The following is a 17,964-nucleotide window of genomic DNA, read 5'->3' as shown; positions in this document are numbered from 1 at the left end:
CTTTAAACTTAGATTGAATGAATGGCCGTTTTTTATTGCTGTTAATGGCGCTTTTGTTTACCCAAATTCTTGGAGCGCAAACTGTTTTGTTTGGAAAGAATCAACAGGCACCTGCTGATACGGTTCCAAAGCGTATTGATAAAGCCTTGAATTTTCTTGCGTTTGGAGATTGGGGACGAAACGGCGCTGATCATCAGATACCTGTAGCTCAAACCATGAGCAAAGTAGCTGAACAACTGCGTCCTTCTTTCTATGTTGTTACAGGAGATAATTTTTACCCAAGTGGTGTTGTAAGTGAGAAAGATCCTTTATGGACATATTCACTGGAAAACATTTATAGTGATTTTGTATTTCAATGGGACTGGTATCCTGTTCTGGGTAATCATGATTACAAAAGCAATCCGGGTGCTCAAGTAGCCTATTCAAAAATTAGTAGAAGATGGAAAATGGAGAGTCGCTACTATTCTAAATTATTCCCCATCAACGACGATACCACGCAGCAAGTACTGATGGTATTTATTGATACCAATCCATTGATCGCGGAGTTTTATAAGAATAAAGAGTACGGTCCAAATGTAAGAACGCAAGACAGTACAGCGCAATTGAAATGGATCAAAAAGCAACTCAGCATTTCCAATACAAATATTAAATGGAAGATCTTGGTGGGGCATCACCCGATGTACTCGGCAGGAGGAAGAGAGAATGGATACGATACCAAATCAATTCGGGGAACGTTGAAGCCCTTGTTCGATAAGTACGGCGTTGATCTCTATATCGCAGGACATGAACACAGTTTGCAATATCTGCACGATTCACAAGCGGTAACGCATCATTTTATTAGCGGTGCCGCTTCTGAGTCTACACCAGTTCATAACACCGATATGGTTCAAATGGCAGCTTCTGCCTATGGTTTTATGTTTTTCTCTATTCAATCGGGAGTGGTTACTATTCAAACTATTTCTGATTCAGGAAAGCTGATTTCATTCAATCAAATTCTTAAAAAATAAGTGACTCAAATAATTCCAACTTCACAGCCAAGTATAAAAGCGCCGCGATTGCAATCTTTGGATGCATTGCGTGGCTTTGATATGTTTTGGATCATTAGTGGAGAAGGAATCTTTCACGGCTTTGCCGATGCCATCAAAGAAACCTATTCGCTCACTCGAAATACAGAAAATTGGCAAATTGCTATTGACGGACGCTTGAGTTTTTGGGAGCGCTTGTTGGTTCAAATTAGCAATCAGTTGCACCATTCTCCTTGGAATGGCTTTACTTTTTACGACCTTATTTTCCCCTTGTTTATATTCATTGCGGGCGTAAGCATGCCTTTTTCTTTTGGATCGAAGCTGAAGGAAGGCGGTACTTGGGATAAATCGGCTGTTTACAAGGCACTCATTAGAAGAACCCTTCTGTTGATTTTATTGGGTACCGTAGTAAATGGCGCGCTACAGTTCAATGGATATCATGCCACGCGCTTTGCCAGTGTGTTAGGCAGAATTGGACTGAGCTGTTTTTTTGCTACTTTAATTTATTTAAACTCCGGATTTCGCGCTCGTTTGATTTGGGTGCTGGGCATCTTAATTGGATATTGGCTTTTTATGATCTATGTTCCTGTGCCCGGTGCACCTAATGCGGCTCTTAGCCCGGAATGGAACTGGGTCGCTTTCTTAGATCGATTGTTTTTACCCGGTAAATTACACCGCATGGTATATGATCCGGAAGGACTGTTGTCAACTCTTCCTGCCATTGTAAGTTGCCTATTAGGGGTATTTACGGGAGAATGGCTCAGAAAGTCTGATCAAGAATACGGTGGAATGAAGAAAGCAGGCATTTTGTTAGGTGCAGGATTGCTCTTATTGGCTATCGGTGAAATATGGTCCTTTGCATTTCCGGTTAATAAAATACTCTGGAGTTCCTCTTTTGTTTGTGTGGCCGGAGGGTGGAGTGTTGTTTTATTGGCTATCTTTTACTTTGTTATTGACGTGAAGAAAATTCAAGTATGGAGTGTTCCTTTTGTTTGGATAGGAATGAACTCGATACTCATTTATATCGCGGCTCATGGATTGGTGAATTTCTATTCCAGTTCTGAATTTCTATTCGGTGGCTTGGTGAAGAAACTGCCGGAGATCTGGCAAACTGCTTTTCTATGGATCGGCGTATTGATTGTTCAACTAGGATTGCTGTATTTTCTTTGGAAGAAGAAAATATTTTTGAAACTCTAACGACTTAAACTATTTGTTGTATGAAGAAGCTTAGCTGGGAAGACTATGTTGTCTTTCTGATTTATTTTATAGCCATTACTGCCTATGGCTACTATATTTATAAGAAGAAAAAGACAAAAGGAGATTCAGCTAAAGAGTTTTTCTTAGCCGAAGGATCTTTGACATGGTGGGCGATTGGAGCTTCTTTGATTGCATCCAATATTTCGGCTGAACATTTTATTGGAATGAGTGGCTCGGGTTTTGCCATTGGTTTGGCAATCTCTACCTATGAGTGGGCGTCGGCCGCTACTCTAATTATAGTGGCTGTTTTCATCATTCCAATTTATCTTAAAAACAGGGTATATACCATGCCCCAGTTTTTGGCACAGCGGTATAGTGATAAAGTAAGCTCTGTTATGGCGGTGTTTTGGCTGTTAGTGTATGTGCTGGTGAATTTAACTTCCATTGTTTATTTAGGGGCATTGGCTATTTCTTCTATTTCAACCATCTCATTTGAAGCAGCCATTATTGGTTTGAGTTTATTCTCGGTTTTGGTGACACTGGGAGGGATGAAAGTAATAGGTTATACGGATGTGATACAAGTAATTGTTTTGATCATTGGTGGTTTGATCACAACCTATCTAGCGTTAACATTGTTAGCTGATAAATTTGGATACAACGGCGATATCTGGAAAGCTTTGGGCATTCTGAGAAAAGAAGCACCGGAGCATTTTCACATGATCTTAGACAAATCGAGTCCACATTATCCTGAGCTTCCTGGCTTGTCGGTATTAATTGGTGGAATGTTGATCAACAACCTCGCTTATTGGGGTTGCAACCAATACATTGTGCAACGTGCTTTAGGCGCGGATATGAAAACGGCTCGAAATGGGATCATGTTTGCAGCTTATTTGAAGTTACTCATACCTGTTATTGCCGTATTGCCGGGAATTACGATGTATGTATTGCATCAGAATGGCATGTTTGCCGCTGAAATGAGTGTAGACGGTACTATTAAGCCCGATCATGCCTATCCTACTTTGATGAACTTGTTACCTCCCGGTTTGAAAGGGGTAGCTTTTGCGGCTCTAACGGCGGCAATTGTAGCTTCTTTGGCAGGTAAGGCGAATAGTATTTCAACTATTTTTTCGCTTGATATCTATAAAAAGTATTTCAATAAAGATGCTAGTAATGATAAAGTAGTGAAAGTGGGAAGATGGACCGTGATCATTTCAATGTTGATCGCTGCTATAATTGCTCCTGCGTTGAAGTCATTGGATCAGGCCTATCAATTCATTCAAGAATATGTAGGGTTTTTCTCACCGGGTGTATTGGCAATATTCTTATTAGGAATGTTTTGGAAACGCACCACCGCTCAAGCAGCGTTATTAGGCGCTGTACTTACCATTCCAATTTCAACGGTATTGAAATTCTTGCCGAAATGGACAGGCGGAGCCTTCCCTGATTATCCATTTCTTGATCGAATGACCATCACGTTTTTTGCTGTGGCCTTATTGATGATTGTTTCCAGTTTAGTGAAGCCGGCTCAGAAGGGGGAGAATAATCAGATTGTAGTAGAGACCTCCTATTTTAAAGTAAATACAGCTTTTGTAATTAGTTCAATAATTATTTGCGGCATTCTGGCTGCTTTGTACACTATATTCTGGTAATGCGATGAAAAGACTATTAACCTTTACTGCTTTTTTGTTTTCTGTGAATGTATTATCGGCGCAGTCTGTTGTTGATGAATCAACCGCGTTGTTGAAAAGGGTCGTGCCTGCACATGCCGCCCAATTTATAATTGAACTATCGGCGGGTATTGATGGCGATGGATTTGAAATTGGTAGTTCAAAGGGGAAGATTCTGCTCAAAGGCAACAATGGTGTATCTATTGCATCTGCGCTTTATTATTATTTGAACGAGTACTGTCATGCACAGATAACTTGGAATGGAGTGAATTTAAAACTTCCCAAGCTATTGCCAAGGCCAACAGGGCAAGTTGTTAAAAAGTCTCCGTACAAATATCGATACGATTTCAACTATTGTACGTTCAACTACAGTATGGCTTGGTGGGATTGGAATCGTTGGGAGCAAGAAATTGACTGGATGGCCTTGCACGGCATCAATATGCCACTTGCAATTACCGGTGAAGAATACACATGGTATTTGGTTTACAAGGAGCTTGGTTTCTCAGATGAAGACTTGAAAGGGTTTTTCTGTGGTCCTTCTTATTTCTCTTGGTTTTGGATGGGGAATATTGATGCTTGGGGAGGTCCATTGCCCATGACCTGGATGAAGTCGCATTTTGAATTGCAGAAGAAAATTGTGAACCGCCAACGTGCGTTGGGTATGAAGCCTGTGTTACCTGCATTTACAGGTCACGTGCCATTGGCCTTCAAAAAGAAGTTTCCTCATGCCAATTTGAAGTCAAGTAATTGGACCAATGGTTTTGCTGATACTTATATTTTGGATGCAAACGATTCATTGTTTGCTATTATAGGGGAGAAGTTTTTAAGAAAGCAGACCGAGTTATTAGGAACCGATCATTTGTATTCGGCTGATACTTTTAATGAGAACGAGCCCGCTTCTGATGCGCCGGAGTTTTTGAGTCAGTTGAGTGCGAAAGTGTACGAGGGCATGCACAATGCAGATCCGGAGGCCGTTTGGGTGATGCAGGGATGGTTGTTTTTTACCGATCGTAAGTTTTGGAAAGATCCGCAAACCGAAGCTTTGTTGAAAGCTGTGCCTAATGATAAGATGATCATTCTTGATTTAGCGACAGAAATAGAACCGGTTTGGAAGAGATCCAATGCGTTTTATGGTAAGCCTTGGATTTGGAATATGTTGAACAATTTTGGAGGCAATACCAATTTGTTTGGAAGGATGGAAACTGTGGCAGCGGAGCCTGCAAATGCTTGGAACAGTCCAAACAAAGGTAATATGGCCGGAATTGGTTTAACAATGGAGGCTATTGAAACCAACCCTGTGATCTATGAATTGATGATGCACCATAGTTGGAATGATCAACCAATAGATTTAAAGGATTGGTTGCCCAAATACGTGCGAAATAGGTATGGAGTGGAGAATAAGGACGCTCAGAAAGCATGGCAGATCCTTAAAGAAACCATTTATACGGTACCGAAGGATAAATATATTAGAGATGGCGCAGAGTCTATACTGCAAGCAAGACCCACACTCGATTCTTTAACACGTTGGACCAAGACCAAATTGAACTACATTGAATCCGATTTATGGCCGGCTTGGGATGCGCTGATCAAAGCATCAACGGCTTGTAAGTCGAGCGATGGATTTCGATATGACTTAGTAGATGTTACCCGTCAGGTATTGGCCAATCATGCCCTTACGCTACAACAAAAATTTGCAGTTGCCTATAAGAAAGGCGATCGCTTCTCCTTTAATGAATATAGCAGAAGATTTTTGGAATTGATCGATGATATGGACAAGCTTCTGGGAACACGCAAAGAATTTTTATTGGGCTCTTGGGTGAAGAACGCGCGTGCTTGGGGATTAGATGAATCTGAAAAAGCCTTGTATGAGTTCAATGCGAAGGATTTGATCACCTTATGGGGCGATAAGAATTGTCCTTTGAATGAATATGCTTGTCGCCAGTGGAATGGATTGCTAAAAGATTTTTACAAACCTCGTTGGGAACAATACATTGCTCAGTTAAATTCGAATCTTAGTACGGGTGCTGTTTTAGACCAAGCTGCTTTTGTGGCGAAGATCAAAGATTGGGAATGGAATTGGGTGAACACAAGAAGAGATTACGTAACAGAAGTAAGTGGCGATGCAGTGCTTGTTTCAAAGATGTTGTACAATAAGTATAGGGTAGGATTGGGTAAGTAATTGTGGATAGGTTTTGTAAGATGCTTGGTTTTTTTTGATTGAATTGATTTATACAATTTCAACTCTCGTGTATTTCATACATCAAAGCTGTTAAAACACAAAAACTTATAACTCACAACTTAAAAACTCAATAACTATTTTTTACAGTTCATTCTCAAAATAGATCTTATAGTATTTACGTCCATCGGCTTCAATGCCTCGTTCGATGAGGGTTTTGTCGCCATGAATATAAATGTGAAAATTGCGATCGAGCTTTAAAACGCTTTTAAAAACGCGGGCTTGTTTTTTTACGGCGATCGGGGAGATGTCGAACTGATCCCCAATTTCAACTTCGTTTTCTGTTCGGTATTGTTGATCGAAATTTCGAAAGGAACTGATCATTTCAGGGAAGTGGAATACTTCTTCTTCAAATTCATTTTTATCGAAACTTTGATGTGTTTTGAAGTATTCGATGGAACGGTTCAGTAAGTCAATTTTGTCGGTCTTGGATACATCAAATTCATCGGCCAGTTGTTTGGTGATATAGTTTTTAGTGATGGAAAGAATTTCGTTTGTTTGGGTAAACTCGGTACTGATCAAAACAACGGTCAGAAATTCGTCCATCCAATATTTGGTTTCTTCTCCTTTGCTTTGTTTGTCGATTACCACAAGTTCATACCCATTTTCTTTTCCATAATTGAAGATCAGGCAGCCCTTATCGAATTTATTGATGTCGATCCCTTCTTTGTAATTTAATCCGAATGATTTTGATTTCTCTAGTACTTCTAAATAGCCTGATTTGTCTTCTGTTTTATATAATCCAATGGCATCGATAATTTGATTGTTGTATTCAATGTTTTCAAATCGAACTACATGAAACTCGCCTGCTTTGATGTTAGGGTGTATTGATTTTTCATAAAGATGAGTGGCGATGTTTTTCGATTCTTCAACAAAATTTTCCGGATTCTCAAAAATAGCACTCACATAGTTATACACTTCATTGTATTGAAGAGAGGTAACGTGTGAGAATTTGTAACGATCGGGGATGGTGAAAAACTTATTCAAATAGAAAGGGGTCAGTTTTTCTTTCAGGTCATCCGATAGGTCTGTCAGTTCTTTTGAGGGAGCAAATCTTCCTTCAATTGATTTATTGCCAATTTGATGCAGGGTATGTTGAGCAATGGTTGCGTTATTGAGTATCATAGAAGCGATTGAGGCGCAAAACTAAGGGAGAAAGAATAAAGAATTAATAATTAATAATTAATAATGAAACAGCCGGGAAGCGAGGAAATAAAGGAAGATGGCCAGCGCTGCGTAGTCGTTGCGATCGCTGCGCCGCTGCGGTAAAAGATGGTTTAGTAAGCAACTTGAGATTTAGTAGTTATGTTGGAGTACTTTATATTGAAATTTATGCTAACTATCAGTCTGAAAATCAGTACTATTGTATCTTCTCTAAACACCTTCATTCCGAAATACTAAGCAAATGAAACAGCTCCTAATTGCTTTTTTGATTTTCAATATTGGCTCTTTAATGGCGCAGTCGGGAAAAAGCGACCGTGTGTATTGGTTGCAACAAATGGACAAAATGGCAAGACCGGTGATGGAGCAGTTGGCGGCCGATCGGCTAAAAGAATCGATGGCTGTAGAATTGGCTCCTAATATAGATAACAAAGAACACCGATTGAAAGTAGCCTATCTGGAAGCTTTTGGAAGAACATTTTCCGGTATTGCACCTTGGGTAAATGGAGAAGGTGGAAGCACCGAAGAGCAATTGCTCCGAAACAAGTATTTTGAATGGAGCACGAAGGCTGTTGCCAATGCTGTTGACCCCAATGCGAAGGATTATATGTATTGGGGTCAGGGACAACCTTTAGTAGATGCGGCATTTTTAGCCTTGGGATTCATTCGGGCACCCAAAATTTGGATGGCATTGGATTCCTCAGTGAAAACCAAGGTTGTCAATTGTTTTCGCTCCACGAGAGCCATTACTCCTTCTTATAGCAATTGGTTGTTGTTCTCTGCCATGATCGAAACCTTTTTTCTGAAATATGGATATGAATACGATTTAACGCGCATCGATTTTGCTGTGAAGGAATTCTCCAATCATTGGTATGTAGGTGATGGGTTGTACAGTGATGGCATGTTATTTCATATGGATTATTATAATAGTATCGTGATTCATCCTTTCCTAATTACTATTGTAAAGGAAGTTATGAATTTGAGTAAGCGATATGAATCTTTTCTTCCTAAGATGGAAAAGGCGGCGGCGCGGTATGCAGAATTGCAAGAACGTTCTATTAATGCCGATGGAACCTATCCAATTATTGGAAGATCGATTACCTATCGAACGGGTGTTTTTCATCATTTGGCCTTTATGAGTGTAATGAAGCAACTGCCTGCCTCGCTTCATCCGGCGCAAGTTCGTTGTGCACTAACGGCTACAATTGGGAAGACATTGGGTGTTGCTGGTTCTTATGATGCTAAGGGATGGTTGCGAATTGGGGTAAGTGGTTTTCAGCCGGGGTTGGCTGATTTCTATATAACAACAGGCAGTCTGTATATATGTAGCGAAGTTTTTCTTCCATTAGGGTTACCTGAAACGGATTTGTTTTGGAGCGCACCGGCACAGGCATGGACTTCAAAGAAACTGTGGGCGGGTGAAGATGGAAATGCGGATCATGCAGTGGATCTGTAATTTGTTTGTTAGGGTTGCTGTGGTTTATTGGTGCTACCAATATGCGACCCCTCCGGGGTCGGGTTGCTCTTTCATTGCTTTTTCTGCTACGAATATGCGACCCTTCCAGGGTCGGTTGTTTCAACGCGCGAATGGTGTTTTTGTCAATGTGCGACCCTTACAGGGTCGAATGCACTGAAAATTGATTGTTGGTGCTACTGATGTACGACCCCTACAGGGTCGAATGCACTGAACATCGATTGTTGGTGCTACTGATGTACGACCCCTACAGGGTCGAATGCACTGAACATCGATTGTTAGTGCAACTGATGTACGACCCCTAAAGGGTCGTTTGCATTGTTCGCGTTCATCGCTGTTACCAAAATGCGAGCCTTTGTGGTATCGATACGATGATTTTTGCGAAAGATTTTTTGGTGTCGGAGCGAGCGTGAGCTCGCGGGTTTCTTTTCAAGCGTAAGCTTGAAATACCAAGACAACATTAGTTGGCGCAAGCTGCCTGTCCCGAGAGCGCAGCGATTCGGGATAAGCTTGTGCCCAAATATTTCCGTGGCACTAGCTTAGCGATTCTGGAAAAGCTTGTGCCCAACATTAATTCGATTAGGAGAGAGGTTTGAAATTTAATCAGACAGATACTGCAACCAAATTATTCTGTCTAGAAAAACCACATACGACCCCTCTGGGGTCGGGTTGCTCTTTCCTTGATTTTTCTGCTACGAATATGCGACCCTTCCAGGGTCGTGTTGTTTCATCGCACGAATTATGGATTTATAAATGTACGACCCCTACAGGGTCGAATGCACTGAACATCGATTGTTGGTGCTACTGATGTACGACCCCTACAGGGTCGTTTGCATTGTTCATCTTCATTGCTACTACTGATGTGCGACCCCTCCGGGGTCGGGTTGCTCATACTTTGATTTTTTCTGCTACGAACATGCGACTCTTCCAGGGTCGGTTGTACGATTGTATGAATGATTGATTTATTAAGGTGCGAATCCTGCAGGTTCGATTGCCGGTAGGAAAATCGTTACGTAAACAACACAATAAATCCTTAATCAGATAACGCGATAAATCGCTATTGAAACAACGCGATGAATCGCGTTGCTACATGAGAACAAATTAAAGATGCCGCCGCGATAAATCGACGGCGGCGCACAGGTGTAACACACTAATAATCTACAAACATTTGCTCCTTTTCATATTTAATTCCATCGGTTACGTACCCCACCAATTCCCAAATCCACTAATTTCCCAATTAGCTCCCGGCTGTTTAATTCTTAATTCTTAACTCCTAATTGCTTTTTAAGCTTATCTTAAGTTATATCTTGATAATCAATGTTTACAATCTGTTAAACATCGTTAATGGTTTGCAATTCGCTTGAATTGTTCAATGTTTTGAATCACATTTGCGTTAGGAAATTTGTTGACATACGTTAACAAGCTATATATAACCATGAAGAAGCTACTGGCATTCATACTACTCTTGTCTCACCTAAACACTTCGATGTTTATTCCGCAAACGGAAGAGCAAGACATTAGCTTTAAGAACGGTTTTCAAAAAGATGATATCAATAGTGTTGTTGAATACATTGAAGTGGCCTTGGGAAAAGATAAAACCTCCGACGACGAAGACGACGATCAAGGCCAAGTGTTTCACATCGTTAAACTAACCCATAGTATATACGAACCTGTTTTTAATGAAATAGAAACAGAAGTTCCAAGCCCTGAGAAAGTACAGCAGTACCCCCCTTACAAGGTACCTGCTTTTACTTCTTTAGTGACCGATATCCAAACGCCTCCTCCCGATTTGATTGCAGCCTAGTGAAACGCGCATGTTAGGTTCTAATTAGGCAGAACCCCTCATTTCCTATTTCTAAATATTATTTTATGTGGTCTTCATTGAAGAAGCCTTACAGCCTTATTGCTGTACTGGGCTTGCTGTGTCCCTTTTTTGGATCGGCACAAGACAGTTTACGAATTAGTTTACCCGAAGCAGAAGCACGATTTCTGAAATCAAACTTAACAGTGTTGACTGCTAAGTACGATATCCCTATCGCAAGCGCTTTGGTAATGCAGGCGAAATTGTATCCCAATCCCAATCTTCAAGTAACGGGTGGTTTGTACAATCCCGATCTGAAGAAATTCCCTGATGTATCGAATCAAACCGGTCAGTACACTTTCGATGTACAACAGCTCATTATCCTGGCCGGTAAAAGAGCCAAGCAAGTGAAGATGGCAACGCTGAATATGGACATGGCTCAAAACCGTTTTTATGACCTACTTCGCAATTTGAAGTATGCCTTGCATTCTGATTTTTATCAGATTTATACCGGGCTGGAAGCCATTAAAGCCTACGATGCACAAATTGCAACGCTTCAGTCGCTTGTAGAGCAATACAAAGCCTTGGAGCAGAAAGGGGTGGTAACCGGAAAAGATAGAATACGGATCCAGTCACTCTTGTATGGCTTGCAATCGTCTCGCCAACAAGTTCAACAAGACATCACCGACGCTCAAAGTGATCTGCAATTGCTTCTTCATGGTAATGGAACTTTTTTTGTTCCGGTTCCGGAACTAGACAAATGGAAAGCAATTTCAGTTTCAAGTTTGCCATTGCAGAGTTTGGTTGATAGTGCCTACAACAATCGATTTGACTTAAAACTAGCACAAACCAATGTTCGCTATAGCGAGCAAAATCTTGCGCTGCAGAAAGCTATGGCCGTTCCCGATTTAACGCTCGGAGCACAATTTGATAAAAGAGGCAGTTATGTGAACAACGCTAATTTCTTAACCCTTGCTATTGACTTGCCTTTCTTCAATAGAAATCAAGGAAATATCAAAGCTGCGAAATTGGGTGTTGAGCAAGACAAAATGCGTGCAGATATTCAAAAAGAATCAGTAGAGAATGATGTGATGAAGGCCTATGCTCAAGCCTTGAATGCAGAGAAAACACTTCAACAGATTGATGGAAGTTATTTAGCGAATTATCAAGAGATCACCGCTAAGATGTTAGAGAATTTTCAAAAGAAAAACATCTCCCTTCTCGAGTTGACCGATTTTCTGGATTCATATAAGGAAAGTATTCTACAAATGAATCAGTTAACCACCAATCGTTTTCTGGCAGTTGAAACACTCAGCTATGCCGTTGGTACCCCATTATTCAATTTATAACCTAGTATATGAAATCATTATTTTTTAGTCTAGCATTGATATCTGTTTTTGGAGTGGCTTGCAATCATCAAGAAGCTGCTGCTCCTCTTGATGCCGGTGTAATTCCCGACAGTGTTCTCAAGAATCTCTCCATTGTACCGGTAACAAGTGAGGCCATTACCGATGTCATTCGTTTGAATGGTAAAGTACAAGCCAATGAGTCTAAGCAAGCGAAAATCTATGCACTGGCTAGTGGTAGAGTGGGAGATGTGAAAGTAGAATTGGGCGATTATGTGAACCAAGGGACATTACTCGCCGAAATTAGAAGTGCAGAAGTGGCCGGTATTACAGGTGACCTGAGTGCTGCAGAAGCAAATCTGAATTTGGCAAAGAAAAGTTTAGAAACTACACAAGATCTTTATGCTAGCAAATTAGCAACTGAGCGCGACTTGGCTGGCGCACAAGCCGATTATAATAAAGCAAAAGCAGATTTAAACAAACAACAACAACTGTTGCAGATATCAGGTGGTAACAACAGTAACTATTATTTCAGAGCGCCGATTAGCGGCTACGTGATCACTAAGAACATTTTTAGTCACTCGGAAGTGCGCCAAGATAACAACAATGAAATATTTACTATCGCCGATTTATCCAATGTATGGATCATGGCGAATGTTTACGAGGCTGATATCAATCACGTTCATTTAGGTGATACAGTAACAGTGGCTACTCTTACCGATCCTCAGAAAACATATGTCGGAAGAATCGACAAAATATACAATGTACTCGATCCTGTGAACAGAACCATGCAGGTGCGTATCAGTATGAATAATCCAAACAATGAGTTAAAGCCTGAAATGTTTGCTACTGTTGAAGTAAAAACAAGATCAGCTAGACCTGTTGAGTCCATTCCTGCGCAAGCGATCATCTTTGATAATAGTAAGAACTATGTGGTTGTGAAAAAAGGGAAAGACCTAGTAATTAAGCCGGTTGAAGTTATTAAAAGAGTGGATACTAAGGCTTATGTGAGTGGGTTGAACGAGGGTGATGAAGTAGTCGCTAGCTCACAAGTATTTATTTATCAGGCATTGATTGCTCGTTAGTCGCATTGTTCACACTAATATTATTTGTATGAGTAAGTTTTTAAAACGCGTGATCGCGTTCTCCATAAAGAACAAGTTTTTTATCATGCTTTCGACCCTGATTTTAATTATCTGGGGTTCGTTGGCATTCAAAAACATCCCGATTGAAGCCTTTCCGGATGTAACCAATACACAAATCACTATCATCACTCAATGGCCGGGTAGAAGCGCAGAGGAAGTTGAAAAATATGTAACCGTTCCATTGGAAGTAGCCATGAATCCGGTGCAGAAGAAAACATCGGTTCGTTCAACTACCGTTTTTGGTTTGAGTGTGGTAAAAGTAATTTTTGATGATAATGTAGACGACGCATTTGCCCGTCAACAGGTTAATAACCTCATTCGTGATGTGAATTTGCCGGATGGAGCTGATCCCGATATTCAACCACCTACTGGTCCCACTGGTGAAATTTTTCGCTATTCCTTGCAAAGCATGTCGCGCTCCGTACGCGATTTGAAAACCTTGCAAGATTGGGTTATTGAACGTCAAATATTGGGAGTTCCGGGTGTGGGAGATGTAGTGAGTTTTGGTGGTGAAGTAAAAACTTTTGAGATCAAAGTAAATCCGGTTAAACTCGCTTCTTACAATATCACTCCCTTAGACGTAAGTACTGCTATTTCAAAAAGCAATATCAATGTTGGTGGAGATGTAATTGTTGACAATTCACAAGCCTATGTAGTGCGAGGTATCGGCTTGATCAACAATGTTGAGGAAATTAAGAATATCATTGTTGACGATATCAATAATACCCCCATTCTAGTAAAAGATGTAGCAACAGTAGAAGTTTCGAATTTGCCAAGACTCGGTCAGGTTGGTCGCGATAAAGAAAATGATGTGGTGGAAGGGATTATTGTGATGCGCAAGGGTGAGAATCCAAGTGAAGTAATCAAAAAAGTACAAGCGAAAATCGATTACCTAAATGAAAAAGTGTTGCCGGGGTATGTAAAAATTAAAACCTTTTACAATCGTAACGACCTAATCAACTATGCTACCCACACCGTATTGCACAACATGCTTGAGGGTATCTTATTTGTAACCGTGATCGTGTTTTTGTTCATGGCCGATTGGCGCACTACGGTTATTGTTGCCATCGTAATTCCGTTGGCCCTTCTTTTTGCCTTCATCTGTTTAACCCTGAAAGGGATGAGTGCAAACTTGCTTTCAATGGGTGCCATCGACTTTGGTATCATCATCGATGGGGCCGTGGTAATGGTGGAGGGTATCTTCGTACTGTTGGATGCGAAGGCCAAGCAACTAGGAATGGAGCGATTCAATAAGCTATCTAAATTAGGACTCATTAAGAATACCGGTGGAGAATTGGGCAAAGCGATCTTCTTCTCTAAATTGATCATTATCGCCGGCTTGCTTCCCATTTTTGCTTTCCAAAAAGTAGAGGGAAAAATGTTCTCGCCACTCGCTTGGACGCTTGGATTCGCATTGTTGGGTGCGTTGATTTTAACGCTCACGTTGATTCCTTTGTTAAGTAGTTTATTGTTACGAAAGAATGTACGCGAACGTCACAATCCTGCAATTGAATGGTTGATCCACAAGGTGATGGGCATGTTCAAATTTACCTACTTACACAAAAGAATCACCTTAATAGTAAGTGCGGTACTGGTGGTTGTTGGATTGTTCAGTTTTAAGTTCTTAGGTTCTGAGTTTTTGCCGGAATTAGATGAAGGTGCGATCTACATTCGTGCTACTTGTCCGCTCAGTATTTCACTCGATGAATCAAGAGACTTGGCAAATAAAATGCGTAAGATCATCTTGACCTATCCGGAAGTGCGTCAGGTGATGTCGCAAACAGGCCGCCCTAACGATGGCACGGATGCTACGGGCTTCTACAATATCGAATTTCACGTTGATATCTATCCGAAAGCTGAATGGAAAAGTGGACTTACCAAAGATGAATTGATCGATAAAATGCAGCGCAGTCTCTCCGCATTTCCGGGAGTGGACTTGAACTTCTCTCAGCCCATTATGGACAATGTGGAAGAGGCCGTTTCAGGTGTAAAAGGTTCTTTGTGTGTGAAGATCTATGGAGATACTCTTGCTTATACCGAGAAGAAAGCCTACGAGGTGTACGAAGTAATGAAAGGAATTAAAGGGGTAGAAGATTTGGGTGTTATTAGAAATATTGGTCAACCTGAGTTGAGAATCGATTTGGATCAAGCAAAAATGGCCATGTATGGTGTAACCACGGCCGATGCGAATGCAATTATTGAAATGGCCATTGGCGGTAAAGCAATCTCTCAGATCTATGAAGGCGAACGTAAGTTTCAATTGCGACTTCGTTATGAAGAGAATTATCGCAATAATGCTGAGGCTATTAGTAACCTTTTGGTTCCGACATTAAGAGGCACAAAAGTTCCCATTAAAAACATCGCCTCTATTTCAAAAATCACCGGTGCTAGTATTGTATTCAGAGATGACAATAGAAGATACAGTGCTGTGAAATTCTCTGTGCGTGGTAGAGATATGGGAAGCACTATCGAAGAGGCGCAGGCGAAAGTGAACGAAAAAGTGCATTTAGACAAAGGAAATGAAATGCAATGGGCAGGTGATTTTGAAAACCAGCAGAGAGCTTCCAAGCGCTTGGCGCAAGTGGTTCCGGTGAGCTTGGTAATCATCTTCCTCATTTTATTCATCATGTTTGGAAATATCAAGGATTCAGGGATGGTGTTATTGAATGTTCCGTTTGCCATCATTGGTGGTATTGCAGCTTTGTTGATAACAGGAGTCAATTTCAGTATCTCTGCCGGTATCGGGTTCATCGCCTTGTTTGGTATATGTATTCAGAATGGGGTGATTCTAATCTCCGTTTTTAAAACCAATATTCAGAAGATCAAAAAAAGTGAATTCAATCATCATTCTTTAGAGGTTGCAATTCGAGAAGGAGTGCAGTCAAGGGTTCGTCCTGTTTTAATGACGGCGCTCATGGCCGCCATTGGATTGATGCCTGCTGCTTTATCACACGGCATCGGTTCTGAAACCTCTCGTCCACTCGCTATTGTAGTAATTGGTGGATTGATCACCGCTACGGTTCTTACCCTATTGGTATTCCCGCTGTTCTTTTACTTGGGGTATCGGAAGTTGGGGAGGAAGATGGAGTAAGAGGGGTAATGAGAAAGAAGAGGAGGAGGAACAGGGGGTGAAGAGAAAGAAGAGGGGGAGGAACAGGGGGAGAGGGAAGAGGGAGGAAGGAGGATGGAGGAGGGAGGATGGACGCAATGGTGCTTTCCTCTTATCCTCGTTTCCTCCTCATCAATCAAGTAGTTCTAGGTTATATATATATTCCCCCGTGGGTTTCTACTCGCGGGGCATTTTTATGAAAGGGAGTTTAGAGGCGAAATTGGTAACTTTCCGGACCGATTCTATCGGAAACTAATGGTAGTTAGCGAAAAAACGAGTTTTTCTTTAAAAATAAACGGGTTTTATTAAAGAAACTTCGGATGGATCGCTCGCTATTTGATGAAAAATCAAGATTTTTGCAGTTCTATTTAAAATTCTAAAAAATGAGTACTAGTCCTCGCACATTGTTCGATAAGGTATGGGACGCACACGTGGTTCAGCACATCGAAGATGGTCCAGATGTTTTCTTTATCGATCGTCATTTCATTCACGAAGTAACCAGCCCCGTGGCATTTTTAGGCTTGGAGCAACGCGGCTTGTCGGTTTTATATCCCGAGCGCACATTTGCAACAGCTGATCACAATACCCCTACCATCAATCAACACTTGCCGGTGCAAGATCCGCTTAGTGCGAATCAACTGGCAGCGTTGGAACGCAACTCAGCGAAATACGGAATTTCTCACTGGGGTTTAGGCGATCCAAAGAACGGGATTGTACACGTTGTGGGTCCGGAAAACGGCATTACCCTTCCCGGTATGACCATTGTGTGTGGCGACTCACACACTAGTACGCACGGTGCATTCGGGGCCATTGCATTTGGTATCGGTACTTCCGAGGTTGAAATGGTGTTGAGTTCTCAATGTATCATGCAACCGAAACCCAAGAAGATGTTGATCAATGTGAACGGTGAATTGAGCAAAGGCGTTACTCCAAAAGACGTAGTTCTCTATATCATCGCTCAAATTTCTGCGAGTGGTGCAACAGGATACTTTGTAGAATACGCCGGCTCTGTATTTGAGAACATGAGCATGGAAGGAAGAATGACCGTATGTAACATGAGTATTGAAATGGGTGCTCGTGGTGGTATGGTTGCTCCCGATGAAACAACTTTCAATTATATCAAAGGTCGCGATAAAGCCCCTAAAGGAGCTGATTGGGATCGTTTGTTAGAATATTGGAAAACACTCAAAACAGATGAAGGTGCTTCATTTGATGTCATTCTGAATTACAATGCAGCCGATATTGAACCGATGATCACTTACGGTACTAACCCGGGTATGGGAATCGGTATCAGTAAGAAAATTCCAACGGCTGCTGAAGTAGGAGGTGCGAAAGCTTCTTACGAAAAATCGCTCAACTATATGGGCTTCCACGAAGCCGATCCCATGATTGGAAAGCAGGTTGATTATGTATTCATTGGTAGCTGTACCAATGGTCGTATTGAAGACTTCCGCGCTTTTGCTTCCATTGTTAAAGGAAGAAAGAAAGCCGATCATGTCACAGCTTGGATTGTTCCGGGTTCTCACATTGTTGAACAGCAAATTAAAGAAGAAGGTATCTACGATATTTTGAAAGAAGCAGGATTCGAACTGCGTCAACCGGGCTGCTCTGCTTGTTTGGCTATGAATGATGATAAAATTCCTGCCGGTAAATATGCAGTAAGTACCAGTAACAGAAACTTCGAAGGTCGTCAAGGTCCGGGTGCCCGCACATTGCTCGCCAGCCCCTTAGTTGCAGCAGCAGCAGCGGTAACCGGTAAAGTAACCGACCCTCGCGAATTACTTTAATTAATTTCTTCTTTCA

The 17,964-nt window shown here is 41.3% G+C and carries 11 protein-coding genes; 10 read left to right on the top strand and 1 reads right to left on the bottom strand.

Annotated features, from left to right (window positions below; all coding sequences use genetic code 11):
* Window positions 1-17: 17 nt before the first annotated feature.
* Genes ACQ2HE_RS08735 through ACQ2HE_RS08720 form a run of 4 tightly spaced genes read left to right on the top strand, consistent with a single transcriptional unit; the run spans window position 18 to window position 6,068 of the window.
* On the top strand, window positions 18-1,007 hold the full coding sequence (locus tag ACQ2HE_RS08735) for a metallophosphoesterase (protein ID WP_430898507.1): 990 nt from the start codon (window positions 18-20) through the stop codon (window positions 1,005-1,007).
* Window positions 1,008-2,222 (top strand): acyltransferase family protein, encoded by a 1,215-nt coding sequence (locus ACQ2HE_RS08730; protein ID WP_430898509.1) that lies wholly within the window; start codon window positions 1,008-1,010, stop codon window positions 2,220-2,222.
* Window positions 2,223-2,242: 20 nt separating this feature from the next.
* The gene (locus tag ACQ2HE_RS08725) at window positions 2,243-3,871 is read left to right on the top strand and encodes a sodium:solute symporter family transporter (RefSeq protein ID WP_430898511.1); all 1,629 of its coding nucleotides are present in this window, start codon (window positions 2,243-2,245) and stop codon (window positions 3,869-3,871) included.
* A 4-nt stretch (window positions 3,872-3,875) separates the two neighbouring features.
* Entirely contained in the window at window positions 3,876-6,068 is a 2,193-nt protein-coding gene (locus ACQ2HE_RS08720; RefSeq protein WP_430898513.1) for an alpha-N-acetylglucosaminidase, read from the top strand.
* 141 nt (window positions 6,069-6,209) lie between these two features.
* Here the strand turns inward: ACQ2HE_RS08720 and ACQ2HE_RS08715 are convergent, their stop codons facing one another.
* Complete coding sequence (locus ACQ2HE_RS08715; RefSeq protein WP_430898515.1) at window positions 6,210-7,250, bottom strand: nucleoid-associated protein; 1,041 nt, start codon at window positions 7,248-7,250, stop codon at window positions 6,210-6,212.
* 280 nt (window positions 7,251-7,530) lie between these two features.
* Between ACQ2HE_RS08715 and ACQ2HE_RS08710 the strand changes: the two genes are divergently transcribed.
* The 6 genes from ACQ2HE_RS08710 (at window position 7,531) to leuC (ending at window position 17,948) form a co-directional block, all read left to right on the top strand.
* Window positions 7,531-8,742 (top strand): DUF2264 domain-containing protein, encoded by a 1,212-nt coding sequence (locus ACQ2HE_RS08710; RefSeq protein WP_430898517.1) that lies wholly within the window; start codon window positions 7,531-7,533, stop codon window positions 8,740-8,742.
* A 1,453-nt stretch (window positions 8,743-10,195) separates the two neighbouring features.
* Complete coding sequence (locus tag ACQ2HE_RS08705) at window positions 10,196-10,564, top strand: hypothetical protein (protein ID WP_430898519.1); 369 nt, start codon at window positions 10,196-10,198, stop codon at window positions 10,562-10,564.
* A 65-nt stretch (window positions 10,565-10,629) separates the two neighbouring features.
* Window positions 10,630-11,910 carry a TolC family protein gene (locus ACQ2HE_RS08700; protein WP_430898521.1) on the top strand — a complete coding sequence of 427 codons (1,281 nt, stop codon included), beginning with the start codon at window positions 10,630-10,632 and terminating at the stop codon, window positions 11,908-11,910.
* A gap of 8 nt (window positions 11,911-11,918) precedes the next feature.
* Complete coding sequence (locus tag ACQ2HE_RS08695; protein WP_430898523.1) at window positions 11,919-12,992, top strand: efflux RND transporter periplasmic adaptor subunit; 1,074 nt, start codon at window positions 11,919-11,921, stop codon at window positions 12,990-12,992.
* 28 nt (window positions 12,993-13,020) lie between these two features.
* Window positions 13,021-16,143, top strand: a complete 3,123-nt coding sequence (locus ACQ2HE_RS08690; protein WP_430898525.1) for an efflux RND transporter permease subunit — start codon at window positions 13,021-13,023, stop codon at window positions 16,141-16,143.
* Between the two features lie 401 nt (window positions 16,144-16,544).
* A complete protein-coding gene (gene leuC / locus ACQ2HE_RS08685; protein ID WP_430898527.1) occupies window positions 16,545-17,948 on the top strand; it encodes a 3-isopropylmalate dehydratase large subunit in 1,404 nt (467 codons plus the stop codon).
* Window positions 17,949-17,964 lie beyond the last annotated feature (16 nt).

The sequence above is a fragment of the Endoryza foliicola genome (assembly GCF_050589245.1).
GTDB classification, from domain to species: Bacteria; Bacteroidota; Bacteroidia; order Chitinophagales; family Chitinophagaceae; genus Endoryza; species Endoryza foliicola.
Note: the sequence above shows the minus strand (reverse complement) of the source record. Positions and strands in the feature narration are given on the sequence as shown.